Origin of the sequence: Cognatishimia sp. (assembly GCF_049116455.1) — a bacterium.
Classification (GTDB): domain Bacteria; phylum Pseudomonadota; class Alphaproteobacteria; order Rhodobacterales; family Rhodobacteraceae; genus Cognatishimia.
Window position 1 is genome coordinate 75,244 of record NZ_JAGDYW010000006.1, and the last position, 21,965, is coordinate 97,208.

23 protein-coding genes and 2 pseudogenes are annotated in these 21,965 nt (G+C 50.2%); 15 read left to right on the top strand and 10 right to left on the bottom strand.

From position 1 onward, the window contains the following. The first annotated feature begins 11 nt into the window (after window positions 1-11). On the top strand, window positions 12-1,181 hold the full coding sequence (locus JXQ85_RS15735; protein WP_421749920.1) for a CaiB/BaiF CoA transferase family protein: 1,170 nt from the start codon (window positions 12-14) through the stop codon (window positions 1,179-1,181). Between the two features lie 3 nt (window positions 1,182-1,184). After that, a complete protein-coding gene (locus tag JXQ85_RS15740) occupies window positions 1,185-2,333 on the top strand; it encodes a CaiB/BaiF CoA transferase family protein (protein ID WP_421749921.1) in 1,149 nt (382 codons plus the stop codon). Window positions 2,334-2,382: 49 nt separating this feature from the next. On the opposite strand, the pseudogene JXQ85_RS15745 reads toward JXQ85_RS15740, so the two are convergent. The 5 genes and pseudogenes from JXQ85_RS15745 to JXQ85_RS15765 form a co-directional block, all read right to left on the bottom strand. Then, window positions 2,383-2,624 (bottom strand): annotated as a pseudogene (locus tag JXQ85_RS15745) (integrase core domain-containing protein); the annotation flags it as partial. A gap of 28 nt (window positions 2,625-2,652) precedes the next feature. Beyond that, window positions 2,653-2,832 (bottom strand): hypothetical protein, encoded by a 180-nt coding sequence (locus tag JXQ85_RS15750; protein ID WP_421749922.1) that lies wholly within the window; start codon window positions 2,830-2,832, stop codon window positions 2,653-2,655. A 143-nt stretch (window positions 2,833-2,975) separates the two neighbouring features. Further along, window positions 2,976-3,830: a CPBP family intramembrane glutamic endopeptidase gene (locus JXQ85_RS15755; protein ID WP_421749923.1), complete on the bottom strand. Its 855-nt coding sequence runs from the start codon at window positions 3,828-3,830 to the stop codon at window positions 2,976-2,978. A 4-nt stretch (window positions 3,831-3,834) separates the two neighbouring features. Further along, window positions 3,835-4,468, bottom strand: a pseudogene (locus JXQ85_RS15760) (LysE family translocator). Continuing rightward, window positions 4,459-4,917 carry a MarR family winged helix-turn-helix transcriptional regulator gene (locus JXQ85_RS15765; RefSeq protein WP_421749924.1) on the bottom strand — a complete coding sequence of 153 codons (459 nt, stop codon included), beginning with the start codon at window positions 4,915-4,917 and terminating at the stop codon, window positions 4,459-4,461. The pseudogene JXQ85_RS15760 and the gene JXQ85_RS15765 overlap by 10 nt, the downstream one beginning before the upstream one ends. 116 nt (window positions 4,918-5,033) lie before the next feature. On the opposite strand from JXQ85_RS15765, the gene JXQ85_RS15770 reads away from it, so the two are divergent. From JXQ85_RS15770 to JXQ85_RS15785, 4 genes are read left to right on the top strand one after another with little or no spacing between them, the layout of a single operon-like run. After that, entirely contained in the window at window positions 5,034-5,360 is a 327-nt protein-coding gene (locus tag JXQ85_RS15770; RefSeq protein WP_421749925.1) for a DnaJ family domain-containing protein, read from the top strand. Window positions 5,361-5,389: 29 nt separating this feature from the next. Further along, entirely contained in the window at window positions 5,390-6,025 is a 636-nt protein-coding gene (locus JXQ85_RS15775; protein WP_421749926.1) for a CatB-related O-acetyltransferase, read from the top strand. Then, the gene (locus JXQ85_RS15780) at window positions 6,022-6,249 is read left to right on the top strand and encodes a hypothetical protein (RefSeq protein ID WP_421749927.1); all 228 of its coding nucleotides are present in this window, start codon (window positions 6,022-6,024) and stop codon (window positions 6,247-6,249) included. The genes JXQ85_RS15775 and JXQ85_RS15780 overlap by 4 nt, the downstream gene beginning before the upstream one ends. 8 nt (window positions 6,250-6,257) lie before the next feature. Then, complete coding sequence (locus JXQ85_RS15785) at window positions 6,258-7,544, top strand: S41 family peptidase (RefSeq protein ID WP_421749928.1); 1,287 nt, start codon at window positions 6,258-6,260, stop codon at window positions 7,542-7,544. 419 nt (window positions 7,545-7,963) lie between these two features. Here the strand turns inward: JXQ85_RS15785 and JXQ85_RS15790 are convergent, their stop codons facing one another. Genes JXQ85_RS15790 through JXQ85_RS15800 form a run of 3 tightly spaced genes read right to left on the bottom strand, consistent with a single transcriptional unit; the run spans window position 7,964 to window position 10,810 of the window. Then, window positions 7,964-8,923 (bottom strand): PDR/VanB family oxidoreductase, encoded by a 960-nt coding sequence (locus tag JXQ85_RS15790; RefSeq protein ID WP_421749929.1) that lies wholly within the window; start codon window positions 8,921-8,923, stop codon window positions 7,964-7,966. 11 nt (window positions 8,924-8,934) lie between these two features. Beyond that, entirely contained in the window at window positions 8,935-9,774 is an 840-nt protein-coding gene (locus JXQ85_RS15795) for a 3-methyl-2-oxobutanoate hydroxymethyltransferase (protein ID WP_421749930.1), read from the bottom strand. A 19-nt stretch (window positions 9,775-9,793) separates the two neighbouring features. Further along, complete coding sequence (locus JXQ85_RS15800; protein ID WP_421749931.1) at window positions 9,794-10,810, bottom strand: sterol desaturase family protein; 1,017 nt, start codon at window positions 10,808-10,810, stop codon at window positions 9,794-9,796. 546 nt (window positions 10,811-11,356) lie between these two features. On the opposite strand from JXQ85_RS15800, the gene JXQ85_RS15805 reads away from it, so the two are divergent. The 5 genes from JXQ85_RS15805 (at window position 11,357) to JXQ85_RS15825 (ending at window position 16,469) form a co-directional block, all read left to right on the top strand. Then, complete coding sequence (locus JXQ85_RS15805; RefSeq protein WP_421749932.1) at window positions 11,357-12,346, top strand: ABC transporter substrate-binding protein; 990 nt, start codon at window positions 11,357-11,359, stop codon at window positions 12,344-12,346. A gap of 87 nt (window positions 12,347-12,433) precedes the next feature. Then, window positions 12,434-13,240, top strand: a complete 807-nt coding sequence (locus JXQ85_RS15810) for a taurine ABC transporter ATP-binding protein (protein ID WP_303506644.1) — start codon at window positions 12,434-12,436, stop codon at window positions 13,238-13,240. After that, window positions 13,237-14,502 carry an ABC transporter permease gene (locus JXQ85_RS15815; RefSeq protein WP_421749933.1) on the top strand — a complete coding sequence of 422 codons (1,266 nt, stop codon included), beginning with the start codon at window positions 13,237-13,239 and terminating at the stop codon, window positions 14,500-14,502. The genes JXQ85_RS15810 and JXQ85_RS15815 overlap by 4 nt, the downstream gene beginning before the upstream one ends. Before the next feature lie 153 nt (window positions 14,503-14,655). Then, window positions 14,656-15,969 (top strand): NAD(P)/FAD-dependent oxidoreductase, encoded by a 1,314-nt coding sequence (locus JXQ85_RS15820; protein WP_421749934.1) that lies wholly within the window; start codon window positions 14,656-14,658, stop codon window positions 15,967-15,969. A 122-nt stretch (window positions 15,970-16,091) separates the two neighbouring features. Further along, window positions 16,092-16,469, top strand: coding sequence for a cupin domain-containing protein (locus JXQ85_RS15825; protein ID WP_421749935.1), 378 nt, complete (start codon window positions 16,092-16,094; stop codon window positions 16,467-16,469). 2 nt (window positions 16,470-16,471) lie between these two features. On the opposite strand, the gene JXQ85_RS15830 is transcribed toward JXQ85_RS15825, so the two are convergent. Then, the gene (locus tag JXQ85_RS15830; protein ID WP_421749936.1) at window positions 16,472-17,254 is read right to left on the bottom strand and encodes an IclR family transcriptional regulator; all 783 of its coding nucleotides are present in this window, start codon (window positions 17,252-17,254) and stop codon (window positions 16,472-16,474) included. Window positions 17,255-17,452: 198 nt separating this feature from the next. Between JXQ85_RS15830 and JXQ85_RS15835 the strand changes: the two genes are divergently transcribed. The 4 genes from JXQ85_RS15835 (at window position 17,453) to JXQ85_RS15850 (ending at window position 20,916) form a co-directional block, all read left to right on the top strand. Further along, window positions 17,453-18,448: a dihydroxyacetone kinase subunit DhaK gene (locus tag JXQ85_RS15835; protein WP_421749937.1), complete on the top strand. Its 996-nt coding sequence runs from the start codon at window positions 17,453-17,455 to the stop codon at window positions 18,446-18,448. Between the two features lie 8 nt (window positions 18,449-18,456). Beyond that, on the top strand, window positions 18,457-19,053 hold the full coding sequence (locus tag JXQ85_RS15840; RefSeq protein ID WP_421749938.1) for a dihydroxyacetone kinase subunit L: 597 nt from the start codon (window positions 18,457-18,459) through the stop codon (window positions 19,051-19,053). 152 nt (window positions 19,054-19,205) lie between these two features. Beyond that, window positions 19,206-20,165, top strand: a complete 960-nt coding sequence (locus tag JXQ85_RS15845; RefSeq protein ID WP_421749939.1) for a GlxA family transcriptional regulator — start codon at window positions 19,206-19,208, stop codon at window positions 20,163-20,165. A 487-nt stretch (window positions 20,166-20,652) separates the two neighbouring features. Further along, window positions 20,653-20,916, top strand: coding sequence for a hypothetical protein (locus tag JXQ85_RS15850; RefSeq protein WP_421749940.1), 264 nt, complete (start codon window positions 20,653-20,655; stop codon window positions 20,914-20,916). A 416-nt stretch (window positions 20,917-21,332) separates the two neighbouring features. Here the strand turns inward: JXQ85_RS15850 and JXQ85_RS15855 are convergent, their stop codons facing one another. Continuing rightward, entirely contained in the window at window positions 21,333-21,860 is a 528-nt protein-coding gene (locus tag JXQ85_RS15855) for a hypothetical protein (RefSeq protein ID WP_421749941.1), read from the bottom strand. Window positions 21,861-21,965 lie beyond the last annotated feature (105 nt).

A 21,965-nucleotide genomic window follows, 5' to 3' on the forward strand; every position in this document is an offset into this window, starting at 1 on the left:
AGGAATATTAAATGTCAGACGGCGCGCATAGCCTCCCACTTTCAGGACTTCGTGTTTTGGATTTCGCTCAGTTCCTTGCTGGGCCCGTTGCAGCGATGCGTTTGGCTGACCTTGGAGCCGAAGTGATCAAGATTGAACGCCCGCAGGGCGGTGACCTATGTCGCAATATGGTTGTGAATGATCAGCGACTGGAAGGGGACAGCCTTGTTTTTCATACGTTTAACCGCGGCAAGAAAAGCGTGGCAGCGGACCTCAAGGATGCTGGCGATCTTGATCAGGTGAAGCGCCTTATAAAAACCGCCGACGTGCTGATTCACAACTTCCGCCCCGGTGTTATGGAGCGGATCGGTTTGGGCTATGAAACTGTCAAAGAGCTTAATCCGGGTTTGGTTTATGGGGCTGTTTCTGGCTACGGGTCCGAAGGGCCATGGGTGAAAAAACCGGGCCAGGATCTGCTGGTACAATCACTGTCCGGCATCGCATGGCTGAACGGTAATGACGCCGATGGGCCGGTGCCAACGGGCTTTGCGATGCTTGATGTGGCAACGGCGGGCAACCTTGTGCAGGGCATCCTCGCGTGTCTGTTGCGACGTGGCACCACAGGGCAGGGCGGTTTGGTCGAAGTCGATCTGATGACAACTGCGATTGACCTGACATTTGAGCAGTTCACGTGCTTTCTCAACGATGACAACCGGCAACCTGCGCGCCATGAGGTTGGCAATGCCAACCCATATCAGCCGGCACCTTATGGTATTTATAAAACAGCCGATGGCTATATGGCCTTTGCGATGACCCCACTGAATGTGGTTGCTGATTTGCTTAAGGCACCAGTAATCGCGGAATACTCCCAAGGTCAGGCCTTTAGTCACTTAAATGAAATCAAGCAGATCGTCGCGAATGTCTTCAAAACTCAGCCGACGCAGCATTGGCTTGATATCCTCGAACCCGCAGGGATTTGGTGTGCTCCAGTCTTGAATTGGGTCGACTTCGTAAAAACCGAAGGCTTCGAGGCCGCAAATTTAGTGCAGACCCTGCGCTCTGAAGCTGGAAACGAAGCCCAGACGACCAAATGCCCAATCCGAATTGACGGCGCAGCTCCGATCTCTAGTGCCGTCGCCCCCACCTTAGGACGCGACACGGCCGAAGTTTTCGCCGAACTGGCCGTTCCAGCAGAGGTCTAAGCAGTGTCCCGCCCGCTTGAAGGAGTTCTTGTTGTCGATTTTAGCCAGTTTCTCGCTGGCCCCTACGCCTCTTTGCGCCTGCAAGACCTTGGGGCCAGGGTGATTAAAGTCGAGAACCCCATTGGTGGTGATTTGTGCCGCCATTTGTATCTTTCGAACACGTGGTTGGACGGAGATTCAACGCTGTTTCATGCCATCAATCGCGGCAAGGAAAGCATCGCGCTTGATCTTAAGTCGGAAGAGGGCAGCGCCATGGCGCGCGCGCTTGCAGCAAAGGGCGATGTGGTCATTCAAAACTTCAGGCCAGGCGTGATCGACCGCTTGGGGTTGGATTATAAAACTTTGAAATCATTGAACCCCGCCGTAGTTTATGGGTCGATCTCTGGATACGGACCAGAGGGGCCATGGAAAGACTTGCCAGGGCAGGATCTTCTAGCTCAGGCGCGGTCTGGGATCATGTGGTTAAGTGGCAATCACGACGACGGGCCGGTGCCGGTCGGATTGCCAATCGCCGATTTGCTGGCTGGCGCGACGCTGGCTCAAGGACTTTTGGCAGGGCTGTATAAACAGGTTAAGCAGGGTAAAGGTACGTTGGTTGAAACCAGCCTGCTCGAGTGTCTTGTAGATGCTCAATTTGAATTACTCACAACCTACTTCAATAACGGAGGGATACTACCTCAAAGAGAAATGGAAGGGTCCGCCCACGCTTACCTGTCAGCGCCTTACGGTGTTTATGAAACGCACCAAGGTCAGCTCGCGCTAGCAATGACACCCCTGCCTGAGTTGGCTGAAAAGCTCGGTTTGAAAGATCTGCTACCTTTCTCACACGACCCCAAGGCAGCTTTTTCGAGGAGAGCTGAGGTACGTGGTATAATTTCTAGACACTTCAGAACAAATACTGCGGATCATTGGGAGCGCGAACTGATTGGTAAGGGCATTTGGTGCGCTAAAGTGCTAAGCTGGCCTGAATTCTTAAGCTCAGAAAGCTTCATCGCACTTAACATGATTTCAAGTGTAGGTGGTGACGACATTGAAACGCATAAATTTGCGCGCTCACCGCTAAGGCTTAATGGACAGCGGATGGAGGTTTATGAGAAGGGGCCGCGGCTTAACGCTGACTTCGCAGCCATTTGCGAAGAATTTTTGGCCTAGCTCAATTGATGGTTTTGATCAGCCCCATTTAGATGGACCAGTTTGAATGTTAGAGCATGATCAACCTGGGTTCCATAGGGACGATGGTTCCGAAGCGAGCAGGCGGTAGCCCAGAGCACGATTCGGTCGTTTGGTGTTGTAGTGTTTCCTCCATTGTTCGATCAGGATTGGCGCTTTCTGTGCGCTGTAGATGACCTCCCCGTTTAGCAGTTCATCCTGGTGGCGGGCGTTAAAACTCTCTCAACATCCTATCTCCCAATTTGAGTTAGGCTCAATGTAGGCAGTTTTGGCCCTGATCCAGACTTTCATCGAACGTGGCCTAAATCTCAACCAAGGGCGGCCCAGACACTTCCGCTTCTGCTGTATCCTTCAACTCTTGTAATAATTGCTTTTGTTTCTTTCCGGATAAATCCAGGTTTTCAGAATCTTGGTCGCCTTCGAAACCAAGCCATGCTCGATCGAGGGACAGGTCCACATCTGCCGAGGCGCGACGGATCACATCATAGGCCTTGAAAGGAGGGCAGGGCAGCAAGCAGACCTTCGCTGCCCTTAACCCAAACGACCACTATGCGGACAAAGTTGCCTTTTATAAACAGACGTCAATGACGGCTGTATAAGCCAAATCAGACGTTCACGGAGAGCTCAAATCGATTTCGTTAACTTTGACACGAGAAGAATAACGGCGCAGGTCGCCGCGATCATGAAGCCGTATTCTCCAGAAATGTATTTGCCAATACTTGTTGTTGCGAAAGTCATGTTTTCAAAGAAGCCCTGAACGTGAATGTTGAGAGCTGCATGGAAGATGATTGCAGTCCAAACGCTTCCTGATTTGATCCGCAGCCAATTCAAAATAAAAGTCAGGCAGATCCCTGCCAACAGGCTGGATAGTAGCAAGGGCCAAACCGACACACCCATTTGTGGCGCAACGATCCAGATGAGAAGCGGGTAATGATAGGCAGCCCAAATTGCACCGCTAATAATTGAAGTTGTTGCAAAACTGTATCTGCGCATCAATTCTTTCGTAAGGAACCCTCGCCATCCAAGCTCCTCACCGATGGCCCCAAATCCAACAAGTAATCCGATCGTGGCATTGACCGCTATGACTGCAAGGATTGTCATTGAGACTGACGTCAGCGTCACGCTAAACATTTCGTTCAGACCTTCCTGTGCTTCAGCAATGAATGGCCCTGCATCAAGCTGTGCAGTTCCGGTCAGCCAGATAAGCGAGAAACTGACAAGCGCAATGAGAAACGGCAATGCCCAAGCGATGAATTGGTATCGCCAGGGCCGCCATGTCCACCCAAATCCGCGCAATGAGCGCCTGCACCACAGGGCAGAAATGAAAGCGGCGAGCATGGGGGAAAATTGCACAATCAGAATTCCTACAGTTACGTTTTCCTGCCCCGAGGAAAGCGCGACCCCGTATCCAACAGTCGCAAGTGCAGTTACCAACACCAAGAACAATAGGATTGGGTGTCTCTGGGTGCGTTTCAGCATCTAACTACTCCATGCTATGGGGCGAAAGCTGCACGCCAAACAGCACAAATACAGCGCCTACAAACCCTTTGGGCCATCGCGAAACTGTTGGATTTCCAGACCACGAGGCAGCGCGGAAAAAGAGAAAGATCAGAGCTGTAAACCAGATGAACGCAATGGACACGTGCAACATAACCAATAAAAATGTCTCACCGATCGAGGCCTCGCCAATTGGAATGAATTGTGGAAAAACCGCGAGAAAACATCGAAACTTTCGGGTTTAGCGCGTTTGTCAGAAAACCTGTCGAAAAGGGCTTTTGAAGCCTTAAAACTTTTGGCGCAGCGTCGAGTTTGAGACCTGCATGTTGTTGGCAGAAGGCTGAAATGAGTGAATTGATCACCACCCAAATTAGATAAACCGCACCCAAGTATTTAACGATTGTGAACAGCATCGCGGATTTAACGAGAATGATTGATATTCCCAGAACGGACAGCGCACCGTGGAAAACGAACGTCGTAAGAAACCCAAGCAAGTCAGCAAATCCCGCAGAGCGTCCCGATGCCATTGTGGTTTTAGCAATAAGAAATCCATTTGGTCCCGAGGAAATAACAAGAAGCACAGCGACCACTGGGAAGGTCACAACATCTGTCATTTCCATGATTTACGCATTTCTTCATTGAGAGCCATTTGAATTCGATAAAAACCATCGATTTCGTCGGCGGTGAACCGGCTTGCAAAATCTGTAAAACTTTCAGTCTCCCGATGCCTTATCTCTTTAATGATTTTTGTCGCCATTGGCGTTAGACGATGAATGCGCGCAGTCTTGTGCATGGGATTGAGCTCGGTTTGAACCATTCCGTTATTGATCAATTCCTTCAATTCGCGCCCTACAAATTGCCGCTTCAATTGGAGGATTTGGGTGATTTCAGGTGCTGTCGCCCGTCCTAATAGCAGTAGCACATCCAAAATTGCCCGTTGCCCTACGCTGATACCGGTCCCTTCCAGATCTGCCTCAACACGCGCTGTGATGTTGCGAAGCAATGGTCGTGTGAGCTGCACACCCACATAGAGCTTTTCAACTGTTGTTAATTCTTTCTCGTCAGTCACTTTCAACTCCATTTGCAATCAAGTTACTGTAGTTGACCACATCCGAAACGTCAACTGAGTTGACAAATTGAGGAGGCGAGCTTACATGTAGCTCAAGATGACACATTGGAGATTCGATGATGAAATGGCGTTCCCTCATTGAGAACCAGATCAACAAGGCAAAGGCCGAAGGGCAGTTGGAGGGTTTGGAAGGCGAAGGCAAACCATTACCTCTTCGTCAGGGTGGCGACATCGTCTCTGCAGGGCTTGGCATCATGGCTGACGCAGGCGTACTTCCAAATGAAATTGTTTTGAAGAAACAAGTCGAAGCGCAGCAACAAGTATTGAAAGAAACCAGTGATCCTGTCGTACGTAAAGAAGAAATGCGAAAACTTGCAGATTTGCAGATGCGCTTGTCCATCGAGCAAGAAGCACGTCGCAAATTCTACCGAACCGCTGATTAGGAAGGAACTAGGTTATCAATGCACAGACATTGCCTGACGCTGCCGTCGCCACACCACTTTTTACACCGAACCGCGACCTGGAAAAAAACACCGTGTACCTGAAACAGGTAATTGCTCATCCAAACTTCTACATCGGTGATTGGTCCTTTGACAACGATCAATCTATGCCTAAAGACTACGCGAGCTCGCTTGCGTCTTACCTTTGGCCTGGGAAACCAACTCGTACAAAAATTGGCAGATTTTGCCAGATCGCAGTAGGGACGCAAATCATCACAACGTTGGCAAACCATCCAATGAAAGGCATGTCCGCATATCCGTTTGCAATGCTAGATGGGTGTTGGGGTGAATACTTGACACAGGTTCCTGCACCAAGGGACGTGGCTATAGGGAACGGCTGTTGGATTGGCAACGAGGCTGTGATCATGCCTGGTACGGTGATTGGAGATGGCGCCATCATCAGCACTCTCACCATCGTCACACGTACAGTACCCGACTACGCTATTGTTGCAGGAAACCCTGCACAGGTGATGCGTATGCAGTTTGACGACAACACTATTTTGCGCCTGAAAGCGCTCGCTTGGTGGGACTGGGACAAGGATAAGATTGAAAAGGCCATCACATCCATTGAAGCCGGTGACCTTAACGCTCTGGAACAATTGAAATGAGCAACGATTTGGGTTTCAGCTTCCGAAAAGCAGGTCGTGGTGAGGTGAAAATTTCCCACAACGGCAGGCATGCAACCACGTTACGCGGCAATAAGGCAGATGCCTTCTTGCAGGATATGCAAGTCTCAGATCACAGGGCCCAACAGCAAGAAATGGCTCGTGTGACCGGCAACTATAAGCGCGGCAACGAACGGCAAGCTCGAAACCATCCGCGTAACCAATAGCTCACCAAATGTATCGCGTTAGTTCACTTATAATACTCATCTTTATAGCAATTGTTATCAAGGGTGTACCGGATGCCTCCCTTCGAGGAACTTGGATTGCTCCGGCATATGGACAGGTGCTGTCAATCTCGGCATTTCAGGCGCAAGCCTATAGCGTGACGGCGATTAGCTGCTTTCGTGAAAAACGGTTTCCGGCACACTTAGACCTCCTTCGGGAGGTGGCGGGCGTTTCACTTGAAGCGACGGGTACGGGCTTGAATTTGTTTCTGGATGGCGCGGCTTCACCAATTCAATATGTCGCAGCCCAGCTACCTGAAGAATGCCAAAGCCCCGTCCACCGAGATAGAGGTGCCCGTCACTCATTCAATGTGTTCTGGACTGCATTCCAAGAACGCTACCCATTCTTTGAGCTGCACGGCGTTGACTGGATGGCGCAGAAAAACCTATCTCCCAAAACTGACAATGCTTCTGATGAGGAACTTCTCACATCACTTAAACTATCCATTGAAGGTTTGAATGACGGCCATATTATCCTTCATGCGGGAGAACAAGGAACGTTCTCGCCTGCCACCGATCCCGTTTGGCTTTCCGAGGATATGACAGCTGAAACCATGTGGAAAACGGCAATTTTTTCGGCAGATATCACTGTATCCAAAACAAATAATATTTCCATTCGCTATGGGCTACGCCAGGACGGCATTGGGTACATCGCAATCATGGAAATGGACGTTCAAAAACAATTAGGGGAACTTGCAAAGGAAACCGCGCGCGCGGCATTCTATCCCGTCTCAACGGTGCTCAGGGACGCTCATAGTATCATAATCGACGTCCGCTACAATCCGGGTGGAACTGATACTGTTGCACTCGCACTCGCATCGTTTTTTGCAGATCAACAACGCCCTGTGTTTACAAAGTGGTTGTGGGATGCTGGAGAGTTTACATCCCCATATACTGCATCGGTGGTTCCGGATCAGGAAATAAAACTCAACCAACCTGTCGCTCTATTGACTGGAAATTTAACTGGCAGTGCTGCGGAGGTCTTCACTCTGGCGATGCGAGAGCTCCCTAATGTGACGACCATGGGGATGCCAACTGCGGGCGAGTTGTCAGACGTTTTGGAATTTACACTCCCTAATGGGTGGCGGATCGGGATGTCTGCGCAAAAATACATATCCATGGACGGAGAAGCCTTTGAAGGTGTGGGTATCCCTCCGGACATCGCACTTAACCAGGACGGCCATGACGTGCTTATAAAGGCGATTAATTTTCTAAAGGAGAACTCTAGTGGATCTTAATGCAGTTCTAATTTTTGTGGGGTTGGTCGTATCTGCGTGCATCATTGGTGGATCGATCCACACTGGCCTTGCTCTAATTGCAAAGGCGATAAACAAGTAAAAAAGTGCCCAACCTTATTGCCCAAACCGGTGATTGACGGCTGTATCGATTGGTGGTGAGTGCTCGTGTTTTGGCGGAAAGCTGTCATCCGGTCGTATCGCAGCATCGGTCAAAGTGGGCTCATTCCGGTCATTCGCCGTGAAACTCACGAATAGCTGCTTTGGGCCGTTACCGGTCCGGAAATACAAACCGGGAATTAAAGAAGCTTTGGAAGGATCTTCTTTGGACCCGAAGTCTATCTCATTTCCTCGGCGGAATTCGCCGAGGAAATTTCAGGCCTGTCATGTTATTTGCAAGACACAGTTTCTATGAATTCGATCTACAAATTCAGAACAATTATTTCATCGAACGTTCGAGATACACAAATACACATTTTCTTCCCGGCCTTACGTTCCTTTTCACTTAGAAAACTGTCTCTGTGATCTGGGGAGCCTTCGATCACGTCGGTGACGCAAGTGCCGCAGACACCCTGTTCACAGGAAAAGGCAGCTTCTATTTCATGGGCTTCCAATACACTTAGGATCGTTTCGTCTTTGCCGACATCAAGCGTAACTCCCAGTTGTCGAAGTTCGACTTGAAAGGCCGTTGTAGGTTTACCTGCCAAGGCAGGATTTGCCGCGAAACGTTCAAGATGAATGGCGGTTTGAGGCCAGGTTTCTACCGCGATGTTTTCCGCGCTGTCCATGAAAGGGCCCGGGCCACAGATATATGCGTGGCTGTTCTTGCTGTAGCTTCCAAAAATATCATTGAGGTAATCGGTGGTTTGCGACACATCGAACCCGACGTGGAAGTTTACCACTGAGGCATAGGGGCAACGACTTAGGCGCTCGTGAAACGCTGTATGTTGTTCAGAGCGTGTAAAATAATGCAGTTCAAACGGAATGGCCAATTTATGCAATCGGTCAGCCATGGAAATGATCGGGGTGATCCCAATACCCCCAGCCAAAAGGACCACGCGTTTGGCGGTTTCATCCAGTTTGAAATTGTTTCGCGGACTGCCGATTTCCAGCTTTTGTCCGACGATGATGTCGTCGTGCATCTGCTCTGATCCACCACGCGATGCATCTTCGCGTTTGACGGCGATCATATAGTGGCTGCGATCCTCGGGATCCCCGCATAATGAATATTGGCGAATGACACCTTTTCCGCAATGCACATCGAGATGCGCACCCGGTTCATACTTTGGAAGTTTGAATAAGCCTGTCTTGGTTAAGAGGAAGGATTTCACTCCTTCGGCCTCTTCAACGACTTTTTCGACTTTTACATTGATCAGTGCCATTCCACCGCTCCTTATTGATGGACTGGTGTGCGTTTATCGAGACCCTCTTTCAGCTTTTCCAGCTCGTTCGGCACCATAGAGATCGATGTTGCCAAGTCCGGGAAAGACCCATCCATCACAGCAGCCCGATACCCTTCCAGTGCGCGCGCGCGTTCGGCGACCAGTTGTTTGCGAATGGTTCCAACATCTCCAAATGCCTTTGCGTGGCGCGGTGGGTTTGGGTTGTCGCCGCAGAGGTCAGACATATAGGACAATATAATGTCACCCGAAGAGCCAGCCCCGATGGTCACAGTGACAAGGTTGGAGTGTTTCGTGATTTCTGCCAGAGCGTCTTCTGCAACACACTCCACTTCACAAGAGTAGGCGCCAGCTTCTTCCAAACGGCGGAAGTCTTCCAGAAGGCTCAGCGCTTCCTCGGCTGTTTTACCCACGGTGCGCAGGCCGCCAAATTGTGTCGCGCGGGCAGGGAAAAGCCCGGTGTGTCCCTGAACGCTGATGCCTTCGCGGGCGATGCGCTCGATGGTTTTCAGGCCGCGAGGCGAATAGATCGCGTCGGCACCCTTGGCCATGGTGTCGATCGCGCCGCCTAGAGCTTCGTCTTCAGTCACGTATTGGCGCATATATTGGGCTGCGGTGATAAAGATATGAGGTGCTGCGGCGCGAATATCTTCGATCATGCCGGTATCGATGGTCAGCGTATCGATTTTCTGTTCTGCGGCTGCTGCCGCTTCTTGGGCATCAAAGGCGGTGACCTGTGTCAGTTTTTTGCCTTCGGCCTTGTGACGGATTAGGCAGCCGACCGTCAGATGTCTTTGGGCGATCTTGCCGCCATAGGTATAGATGTGTTTCATGTGTCTGCTTTGATTGGGGTTATTTGGGCGCAAAAATCAGCTTTTTACGCGCGCGAATTCTAAGGGTGGCTTCTTCGGTGCCGTCGTGAAAGCTGCCGAACCAGCGATCCAATGGGATCTCTTCTGATCCGTAGTTACATTCAAAATATCGGTGGTGAAGCTGGTGGTGGAAGGAGCCGGCATTCAGGGTCTCTTTATTTCGCACCAATATCTTATCGAACCCTGCATGTGAGATCAGCGCTCCCAGACTTAAGGAGAACATGTGGAAGATCACATGCAGGGGATGCGACGGCAGTACAAAGTGGATCAAAATGGCCGAGAAGTAGAAGAAGCTTTCAACCGGATGCATCGCTAGGCCTGACCAAGGGCCTACGTTGACGTTTCGGTGGTGCAGGTGATGCACCTTCTTAAACAGCCAGGGCATATGGATCAGTCGGTGAATCCAGTAAAAGTGGAAAGATTGCCAAAACCTGATCACAAAGAAAAACAGGATGAACCAAACTGGCGAAGCGCTAAAGCTGTCAAGAGTGGGGATCCAACCGTTCGCTGCAAGATAGAAGTAGAGAAGGGTCCAAAGCGTAAGGCTCACCGTACCTGATGCGAGTGCCCAAAACACATTGTCCCAAACTTGGTAGCCAAAGGTGAAACGCGAGCTGCGCTCCATCGGACGAACGTCGAACTTCAGACGCATTTTCTGTCCTGCGAAAACATAGAGGTACAGGTGCAGGATTGTGCCGAGCAAAATTATTGATCCGAAAAGAACGGCTGCAATTTGTAGCATCCAATCAAGTGACAGGGTTTGCATCTCTGATTGAGATGGCCAAAGGAAGGTGATTGCGATCAGCGCAAAAATCATATGGTTCACGGGTGGCGAAATTTTGAACCATGCACCCAATAGCCATTTGAGAGCGGCTTTGGGTTTTGGTGGGTTGTCGAAAACCGGTGACATCTCGATCGGAAGCTTTGGATGGAAGTTCCAAGCTTTAGAACGGCCGGCAGGGACAATAGTCTCTTTAACTTCCTCGGGTTTTATCATCCGGTTTCTCCTCCAAAGTGCTATCAAAACACCGGCTAAGTCCATTAAGTTTTGCAATGTAAAACTTTAGTTCAAATATGCAAAACAATGTTGAGGCGGTCAATACCTGTTTGAAAATCGCGAAATGCGCCGCAACCTATTGCTTCTAAATGTAAAATATCCACGATCGCAGTGTGGAGGGTAATATTTACCAAATTTTGATAGTGGAATTTGGCGATACTTCTGAATTTCCATTGGGATGATTCAGGCGAAGGAATCGTTTTGGTGATCAGGTTTTCGGAGATCCGTTTAGGCAGGTTTCATTAAAAAAGTATCACGCATCGAACTCGCTTCACCGTCGTGCTCATCTTTAATGACTTCTGGGTAGAGTAAAATATTTATTGACAACAATAACTTATATGTTTTCTCCCTGTGGGGAATCTTTTTGAGACCCCCCGGAGACGCGTGTTAACATTTTAATATTGACGAAAGTTGAAATGGCTCGCTATTCTCGTAATGCAAAATAAAAGTTTTGTAATATAAAACTTAATTAGCAGGGAACACGAAATGAAGAAAATATCCACAACTATTATGGCAGCTGCGATTGCGGCTGTGTCTGGAACCGCTGCGATGGCCGAAGAGCTGACGGTCGCGTATTTCTTGGAATGGCCCATGCCGATGATGGCGGCGAAGGCGACGGGTGCTTACGAAGAAGCACTCGGCATGAAAGTGAACTGGGTTTCCTTTGAAACCGGCACAGCGATGAGCGCGGCCATGGCATCTGGTGATGTACAGATCGCTGTTTCCCAGGGTGTACCACCTTTCGTGGTTGCGGCATCCGGTGGCCAAGACCTTCAGGTTATCGACATCGCGGTAAGCTATTCTGACAACGACAACTGCGTTGTTTCATCCGCTCTTGAAATCGATAAAGACTCTGCAGGCGAGCTTGCTGGAAAGAAAGTTTCCGTTCCTCTGGGTACGGCTGCGCACTACGGCTTCCTGCGTCAAATGGATCACTTCGGCATCGATGTAGGTTCCTTGCAGGTTGTTGACATGGCGCCACCAGAAGGTGCGGCTGCTCTGAGCCAAGGTGCGGTAGACTTCGCTTGTGGTTACGGTGGTGGCCTTTCGCGCATGAAAGAGCACGGCAACGTTCTGTTGACAGGCGACGAGAAAGAAGAGCTGGGCATTCTGGTGTTTGACGTGACATCTTCGCCTGCATCTTTCATCGCAGAGAATGGCGACGTCGTCGCGAAGTTCTTATCTGTGACAGCTGAAGCGAACGAGAAATGGTACGCAGACCAAGGTGACGAACTGTTGCAAGTCATCGCTGACGAAGCTGGTTTGGATCTTGCCGCGGCACGCGCTGCAATCAACACCATGAAAATGCCATCTGTTGAAGAGCAGCTTTCTGAGAAATGGCTGGGCGGCAACGTTCAAACATTCATGAAAGGTGTCGCTGAGGTCTTCGTTGAAGCAGGCTCGATTGACGCTGCACGTAGCTCTTATGAAAACGCAGTGAACACTGATCCGCTGAAAGCCGTTCAAGGTATGTAAGCCAGACAGGCGCGAGGGGTGTCCCTCGCGCCACTCCCGCCTGCCGCTTGGCGGCATGGCTCCTTTTCAAAAAACAATAGGTGGGGAATGACTGGACTTTCGATCCAAAATCTATCCATGCGCTTTGATCTACCCGATGGCGGTGCGGTTCAAGCTTTGCAGGATGTCTCTCTGGACCTTAAAGCCGGAGAATTACTAAGCGTGCTGGGGCCCTCGGGCTGCGGTAAAACGACTTTGCTTAATATCGTCGCTGGCTTTTTGGCTCCTACGGGTGGTCAAATGACCCTCAACGGTAACACGATTGCCGGTCCAAGCGCAGACCGCGGCATGGTTTTTCAAAAAGGTGCTCTTTTTGAATGGATGTCGGTGCGTGACAACGTCAGCTTTGGCCCGCGTATGCAGGGTCAGCGCGAGTCCGATTACCTAGAAGAGGTTGATCACTTGCTTGAGGTCGTTGGCCTGCAGGACTTCAAAGAAAAAGCTATCTACGAACTCTCAGGTGGGATGCAGCAGCGTGTCGCGCTGGCGCGTTGCTTGGCCAACCACCCAGATGTCATTTTGATGGATGAACCCCTAGGAGCTCTTGACGCGCTTACTCGCGAAAAGATGCAATCCCTGGTTCTGAAGCTTTGGAAAGAAACCGGCAAAACCATCATTCTCATCACGCACTCGGTCGAAGAAGCTTTGTTGTTGGGCGAACGTCTGGTGGTTATGGCTCCTCGCCCTGGTCGTATTCACAAAGAGTATCGTCTTCCATTCGCCGACCTCGGTGTTGATGCCGATCTGCGCGAAGTCAAAAAGCACCCTGACTTCGGCGTTAAACGCGAAGAGATCCTCAGCATGATCTGGGACATGGAAGAAGAAATCATGGGACGCTCGGAGGATTCAAAATGATTCCATTAGTCATTTACGTCGCCGTTTTTGTTGCCTCTTTCTATTTGGTTACGAAACTACAAGGCGCGGGTATTCGCGACTACACATCCCTGAAAACTGTAACTTTCGGCGACGAAAGTGCTGTGCGCCCAAATCGGATCGCTGGTTTTGTTTCAATCGCGACGATCTTTCTGATCTGGGGTATTTTTACCGGATCAGCGATTGTGCCAAAACCATTGCATGCACCGGCACCCTTTGAGGGCATTGCTGAGTTTACATACACGGCTCAAGCGGAAGATGGCAGCACCGACGAAGCGATGGTCCGCGTTGTTGTGCATCCTCGGGATCAAGAAGCTGAAAAGCCAGTGGTTCCTGAAGGTGACGGCTTTGCTAAAAATGATGCAGCCGTTGTTGCGCAGTGGCGAACTGTTTTGATCCCATGGGATAAAAACGATGAACTTAAGCGCAAGGATGGCGTGAAAATCGTCGCTATCAACGGGCAGCCAGTAGCGCCAGGAGTAACGGTTGAAACCGACTTCGGTCCAATTACCCTTTCTGACAAAGGCACCCCGAACTTTGAACCGGCACGCGGACTTCAGATGGAGCCGCTTTACCTTCCAGCTCCAGAAACGGTTTGGAGCAGAACTGTAAAGATTTTCAAAGAAGGCTTCCGCAATTTTACGATCTGGGAGCACCTTGGCTTCTCGCTTTACCGCGTAGTGCTTGGCTTTGTTCTGGGCGCAATTGTGGGAATCCCATTGGGCTATGCAATGGGGCTCAGCAATTGGTTCCGTGGCTGGTTCGATCCAATAGTTGAATTCATGCGCCCTGTCCCACCCCTGGCACTGATCCCTCTGGTGATCATCTGGGCCGGTATTGGTGAAGCAGGCAAAATCATCCTGCTGTTCCTGGCCGCACTTTGGATCATGGCAATCGCCGCGCGTTCAGGTGTTTCCGGCGTCAATATCAGTAAAGTTCATGCGGCTTATTCGTTGGGTGCAAGCAAATGGCAGATTATGCGTCATGTGATCGTCCCGAATTCTCTGCCAGAGATCTTCACTGGAGCGCGCGTTGCAATGGGCGTGTGTTGGGGCACGGTTGTTGCTGCAGAGCTTGTCGCCGCAGAACAGGGGGCCGGCATGATGATCATGACTGCGTCCAAATTCCAAAACACTGACATCGTGATCATGGGGATTGTTCTGATTGGTGTGATTGGTTTCGGCATCGACATGCTCATGCGTTGGGCTGAGCGTTACCTCGTTCCCTGGAAAGGCAGAAGCTAAGCCCTTTCCTCTGGCGGGTCTCCCTTCCGCTCGCCAGAGGGCCCAATATTTTGCACCTGGTTTTTCAGGTGTTCGCCGGGCCGGCGAGTATTCGGCGACCCAGACGTTAACCAAAGTGCAAACAGAGATTTTGCAAAACAATATGAGCATGGAATGACAGCCAACAGCTTCACCCCTCAAAGCATTGACGAGGTCCACTGGCGCAGAACCGCCGCTGAGCGACCGAATGCAAGGGTTTTAACTGAAGATATCGAAGTTGATTTCGCAATCGTCGGAGGAGGACTAACTGGTTGTCGAACAGCGATAGGTCTAGCGGAAGCTGGCGCAAAGGTTGCAGTACTGGACGCGATGGAAATTGGTTGGGGAGCGTCCGGACGCAGCGGGGGTCAATGTAACCCAATTTGGCGCGCCACGCCGGATGAACTCATCAAGAAGTTTGGAGAGTCACAAGCTGAGCGCCTGATTGAAACAACGCTTGGATCAGCAGATGCGCTCTTTGCTGACATCAAAAAATACGACGTCAACTGTGACGCCGAACAAAATGGCTGGGTCCAAGCTGCGCATTGTAAATCTGCTAAGAAGCGGTTGATCAAACTGGGCGAAGCCTGGAAATCCGCTGGCGCTCCGATTGAGTTTCTGGATCGGGAACAGACCCAAAAGGTCAGTGGTTCTCCGGAATATGGGTTTTCACTGTTTCATTCCAAAGGTGGTCACGTACAGCCGCTGTCTTTGACATATGGATACGCGCGCACTGCTGAGCGTCTGGGTGCCGAGCTATTTGAGAACAGCAAAGTCACAAGCATGAAGCCCATGGGAGGCAGGTGGGAGGTTAAAACCGCCAAGGGCAAAGTGGTTGCCAAACAGGTGATCTTGACCACCAATGCCCACACCAATGGGCTTTGGCCCGGGTTGCAGCAAACCATTTTCCCAATGGTAAGTATTGCGATTGCAACTGAGCCTCTTTCTGTTGAGCTTCAACAGCAGGTGTTGCCGAATGCAGTAACCATCGCTGACTCACGCCGCGCGATCTATTTCGCTCGATATGATCGTGATCGCCGCCTTATTTTCGGCTGTGTCGGTAGTACAGATCAAGCCGCGGCGCTTGGCGGTATCAGTCGCCTTCGCAACGGGCTTCACCGTGTGTTCCCTCAACTGAAGCAATCCGCGATTGAGACAGCCTGGGCAGGTCGGATCGCAGTAACAACCGAGATGATGCCGCATCTACACGAGCCCGCTCCTGGGGTGCTTGCTGCGATCGGTTTCAGCGGACGTGGCATTGCTATGACATCTGTAATGGGGCGCACATTGGCCCGTAAAGCCATGGGGGCAGGGGACAATACTCTGCCATTCCCCATAACACCCGTCAGCCCAATTCCGTTTCATTGGGGGACAAAGCAACTACTCCCACTCGGAGCGCCTGCGATGTCGTTTCGCGACAAGCTGGATACCCTCTTCGATCCGCTTTGATCCCCTCGGCGTGAACACTTGGTTGTTCACCCGTCACTAGTCGCCGACCAAACTAAGGCGACAGCGTACTGGTTTCACTCCCGTGGGCCAGTACGCATTTTTCTTACAAGAAGGATAGCCCGATGAGCTTCATCAAATTCATGGATCAGAACCCAACTGCTGTTGAAAAGGACATCAAGGACGACATTTTGGAAGGTGATCCAAAACAGTATTCGTGGTTGATGTACAACGGCCATCAGGAAACCATCCGCTCTGGTATCTGGGACAGTACAGCCGGTAAATTCACCGCAGTCATGGACGGTATCGTCGAGTTTTGTCACATCCTCGAGGGTGGCGCGACCATCAAGACTGGCGATGGAAACTCATACGACGTTAAAGCGGGTGATGCCTTCGTAATGAATGCCGGTCTTGAAACAGAGTGGACCGTCGATGACTACATCAAGAAACACTTTGTCATTATATCAGTTGAAAACCTGCCCAAGCATGAAGGCTCAAAGTGACTCTATTTGCCGCGCAGGCTCGCAAGATCCGGCGCGGTACCACCTATCAGGTTTGTGACGCGCTCAGCAGATGCCCGCAATTCTCCCGACCAAGATGTCAGTTCTTTGAAGGTGTGCAGCGAGTCGACTGTCCAGATGTTAATTACGGCAATCGGTTCGCACATATAGTTGAAGATCGGGGCTGAAATTCCCATGAAATGCTCATATTCTTCGCGGTCATTTCGCGCATAGCCCAGCTCACGTACTTCTTGCAGCGCCTTAAAAAAAGCCTCGGCATTGTCGATCGTGCGGTCTGTGTATTTCTCGAATTTGTAGCCATCGAGTTTTGAATGAACCATTTTGTCAGGCAAAAATGCCATCAGGGCTTTCCCTGAGGCAGAGCAATGGACGGGTTCCCGCATTCCTGGTCGCTGTATGGGACCCATTGAACGTCGGGATTCCAACACTCTCAGGTAGACAACTTCCATTCCGTTAGGCAGACCGATGGTTACATTGCCGTCAAACAGGCTATGCAATCGCATCATTTCGTCGAGCGCAACGGCCTGGATATCATAGCCACTGTAAGCATTTCGTACGAGATCAAAGATCTTAGGCCCGACAAAATAAACCTTTCGGTGCTCGTCAAATGTGATCAATCGTTCTTCTGTGCAAATCGTCAAAAGCCGATGGATGGTGCTTTTGTTTAGCCCACTTTTCGCAACCAATTCTGAGAAGGTTAGCGGTTTTCGGGTCTCACTGACGATGGTGAGCAGGGCTAATAACTTTGTGACAATCGAGCTTTGCATTTCACTGACCTATTTCATTTCCAACGATGCATCAAGAAGGCGAGAACGTCTGATTGACATGGTAAAAAATTTCACATATCCATAATACGATACTTTTGTTTTGAAATACGAAACTAGCATAAGGCGCAATAAAAGCAAGAAAAACCTGATCCAACATATTGGGTGATCTTTCGCTTCATCGCCTGAAGAGGAACCGCAATGAAAAAAATCATGAACGATGCCGTCAACTATGTTGACGAAACACTCGAAGGTCTGGAAGCCGCGCATCCTGACGTATTCAAAATTGATGGCGAAACACGCCGTATGCTTCGCAAACCGGTCGCGAGTGCCGATCGCGTGGGCGTAGTTTCAGGTGGCGGGTTTGGCCACTTGCCTATCTTCGCGGGCTATGTAGGCGAGGGCCTTCTCGATGCCTGTGCGGTTGGCGATGTATTCGCTTCCCCAGATATGAACCCAATGCTTGAGTCCATCAAATCGGCTGACACCGGCCAAGGCGTTCTGTGCATCGTAGGTAACTACGGTGGCGACAAGATGAACTTTGCCATGGCCTGCGAATTCGCTGAAATGGAAGACATCACCGCCCGCCAGATCATCGTGAACGACGATGTGGCAAGCGCTGGCGTGGACGAAATTGAAAAGCGGCGCGGTGTTGCCGGCCTCGTTTATGTCGTCAAAATTTCTGGCGCAGCGGCACAGGCTGGTAAGTCTCTGGACGAAGTCTATGAATGCGCTGACCGCGCGCGTCAGAATATTCGCACCATGGGTGTAGCTCTCGGATCTTGCATCGTTCCTCAGGCAGGCAAACCAACCTTTGAAATCGCCGATGACGAAATCGAAATCGGTATGGGCATCCATGGCGAGCCAGGCGTATGGCGGGGCAAGAACAAACCAGCTGACGATCTCGCCGCAGAACTGCTTGCGAAGCTGGCAGAAGAGCTGGAGCTCAACTCAGGTGACCGTGTGTCTGTCCTGGTCAACGGCCTTGGCGCAACCCCTTCTGAAGAACTCTATATTCTGTTCCGTGCCGTGAACCGGATCCTGTCTGACAAGGGCATCCAAATTGTTCAACCAATGGTCGGTAATTACGCCACATCCATGGAAATGGCGGGTGCGTCAATTTCCGTGATGAAACTTGATGATGAATTGGAGCAGCTTCTTGCTGCGCCAGCGAACAATCCATTCTGGGGGAAATAATCGTGGGAATGACAACTGCAACCCTGCGCACCGGCATCGCGAAAATTGCCGCGCAGGTCGAGCCGATGGGCGCTCATCTGAACGAACTTGATGGCCGTCTGGGCGATGGTGATCTTGGTGTGACCATGGTGAATGGTTTCAACAATATCGCTTCGATTTCTGATGACCTGCCTGAAGACTTCGGCATGGCTTGCATGGAATGCGCCAAAGCGATGACCAAAGTATCTGGTTCTTCTTTCGGGACGCTGATGGGCATTTCATTGATGGCTGTCGCAAAGCAGACTAAAGGCGAGACAGAGATCGACTGGGAGCGTCTACCAGAGCTGCTTCACGCCGCATTGGATGCCATGATCGCTCGCGGTGGTGCAAACATCGGCGACAAGACCATGTTGGACTCTTTGACTGCGGTTATCGCTGCGACGGCGGGAAAATCCACTGCGGATGACTCCCTTTCAGCTGCTGTGGACGCTGCCAATTCCGCACTGAAAGAATTCCACGATCAGCCTTGCAAAATTGGCCGCGCGCGTATCTTCGGCGACAAGACCAAAGGCATGGATGATCCAGGCATGGTCGCAATCAAGTCAATGATTGATTGCTTCACGTAATCTGATTGCGCACGGCTGCCCTCTTGGATCGAGAGGGCAGCGTTTCTAATACCACGAATTGCCAAACAATTATCCCAACCTGCGGCCTTTGATGGACGCGTTTGGATGAGGTGCAGCTGTAGTTTGACAGCTTATTCAACTACGGATTTGCGATGCCAGTACAAACAAAAACTTCGATTGAAATAGTTGTTCAGGACCAATTTTGCGATCTTGAAGCGGCGTCTATCGTTGAAACACTGCGGCTCGCGAACCAAGTCGCAACTCGTGCAGAATTTGGTTGGAAGTTTATCTCTGATCAGCCAGGTCTTCTGCATAGCCGAGCCGGTATGATCGTTCGCGCTGAACCTCTGGTTTTCGATCATAACCTTCCTGATATGCTATTGATCGTAGGTGGGAACAAAACAGAAGCCGCTAGCTGGATAAAACGATTGCGCGCAATGCAGCGCGCCGGAAATCAAGCAGTGCTTCTGTCGGATGCGGCCACGTCATATATCAAATCGCTGAAGTCATCCGAAAACCAATTCACGACGCATTGGAAAGACACAGTTGTCATATCTGAAGAAGGTAGCTTTCCTGCACTCGGGATTACGTATGCGAAACAGTCTGGAGGCGTGATTACGTCAGCCGGAGCAAGCTTCACAACCGACTTGCTACTCAATCTTCTGTCACAATCGTTATCAGCATCTGAGCAAGCCGAGATTTGTTCACTTCTCTTGGTTAAGACTGTCCGTAGCGCTCAAGAAGTCCAACCTCACGGAGCGCGGCAGGTAACGAACGTTTTGCCGATAAGTGTCGCTCGCGCCATGAAACAGATGGACGAAAATATCACTGACCCGCTGACCACAACTGAAATCGCGGCGAGGGTTGGGGTATCGGTTCGTCAGTTAGAACGACAATTCGCAGAAAACTGCGGTATTTCACCAAGTCGTTTCTATCGAAAAACACGCATAAAAAAAGCGCATGCCTTGGTAATTGGGACAAAATTGGCGCTCATTGATATCGCCATGGCTACCGGATTTGCATCAACGTCTAGTTTATCAGTTGCGTTTTTTGCAGAGTTTGGACAACGCCCGAGAGAGTGCAGACACAAACTGTCTCGCTCTTTCCAGTAATGTAATTAGAAACTACTTAAGCTCTACCAAGTTTGCGAAAAACGTAAAGTTTGTAACGAACACATCGCCAACGTACGGCAAGAATCACTAGGAAGCGCATTTCCAGATCGCCTAGTTTTCTTGATCCTTTCACTTTAGCAGCTTTGCTCCGAGCACCCAAATTCCAGCTATCTCCCCACTTCTTTCAAAGTTTTTTTGCTCGAAAACCCGTTTGCGAAAAACGCCGTTTTTTGCGTGCGATTTTTCGCTATCTTCCCGACCACATTGAAGAATTACGATTGATGTGCGCTTGCGAAAAATCGAAGAAAGTCATGTAGTTTCAATGTATTGCCCTGTGTATTCCGCGCGCGCCCTCTTTTCGAAACTGAATGTTCGTGCTATGTTCCGTGCGGCGGAGGGGATTTCTCAGCCGCCAAATCACAGCAGATTGTTTGGTCTGAAACACGGTTTTCGTGAACGCAATCGCTTTGCCTGAAGGAGGATGAACATGCCTAATCAGCAGCCCCATGAGAGTTGGAATCATACGGCATTTGCCAAGATTTCTGAGTATTTGGATTTTCTTGCGGACGAGAACGACTTGCCTGCGCTGCCGTCGGCAGACGGACGGGACGGGGAGAACATCGGGGATTTTGAAATCTTCCATGATGGAGAGATAGACTTGAGGCTCTTTATTCTGGTGCTTCTTCTCAGCCGTTCAATCGCCAAGAACCGATGGTGCCCCAAATTGTCACTGCAGCGGAAGAGCTCATGAAATCAGGTGTACTGGCCGGTGATCGTCTCACCAGTCTGCTGTCAAACAACAAGTCACCTACGCCTCAATTCTGAACAAGCTCCAGGTTGCTGACCGGAAATTCTAACTACTGAAATTCAATCAATTCCCAAAAGAAAGGAGAGCATTCTCTCATTAGCTCAGATGGTCTTGGGTAATCTGTCATAGCGTACCAATGTTTTCTAAATTTCTAGCTCTTTGGAATTGGCCTCAGACCAAGCTCAAGTCGAATATGCTACGTAGTATCGCAACCAGCAAAAGCGGGCAAAAGCTTAGATGTAAAAATTATAGGGCGACCGCAAAGTCAGCCTTTGTATTTTCACCTAAATTGAATGGCTGCTATTGCACTTTGGAACAGCGAAATTACTGCCTGAGGCAAGAGCCAGCTATGGGCCGGACTAAAACTCACCCCACAAGGGAACCGCATACATTAGCACATTGTTTGCATGTCGGAAGTTTGCCAACTGGTCTGCAAAGGCATAAGCAGCCTTTTCGCCATGCAGAAAATTGTTCCTCAAACGATTTACGATCAGCAGCAATCCCAACAAGATGGCACGCGCATCTGCATTTCCCTCCAGCAACGCGGTTCTGACTCTTCCTTGGAAGTCATTTGGAACTCGTAACTGATGAAAAGCATTTGTCGGATTACCTTCCTGGAAGTAACGGTCTGAAAAGTAGTTCCTTGTCCGTTGTAAGGCTTCTAGGTCTAAATCAGCCTGCAGTTCTTCAACAGCGTTACAAATCCGCATTGGAGTTGCATTTGGTCGCTGGCCAAACTGACCGGTTGCTCGAAGTTCAAAGAGCGACCAAAGGACTGGGAAATCTCGTATCGCTTTCTTTTCGTGGGGGGTGAGATTTTGCCAGCCAGCAAAGTTGTCGTTTAACCACCTTCCTGGGTCTGCAATTCGTCCTCTCAATCTGTCCAACGATTAAGAATCAAAAGATACAGTCTACCAGCCGTGATGGAAAGCTGGCGGGCGACCACTATGCTTAACCAATTTGAACAGGCGTCTATGTCCGCTTTGACTGGC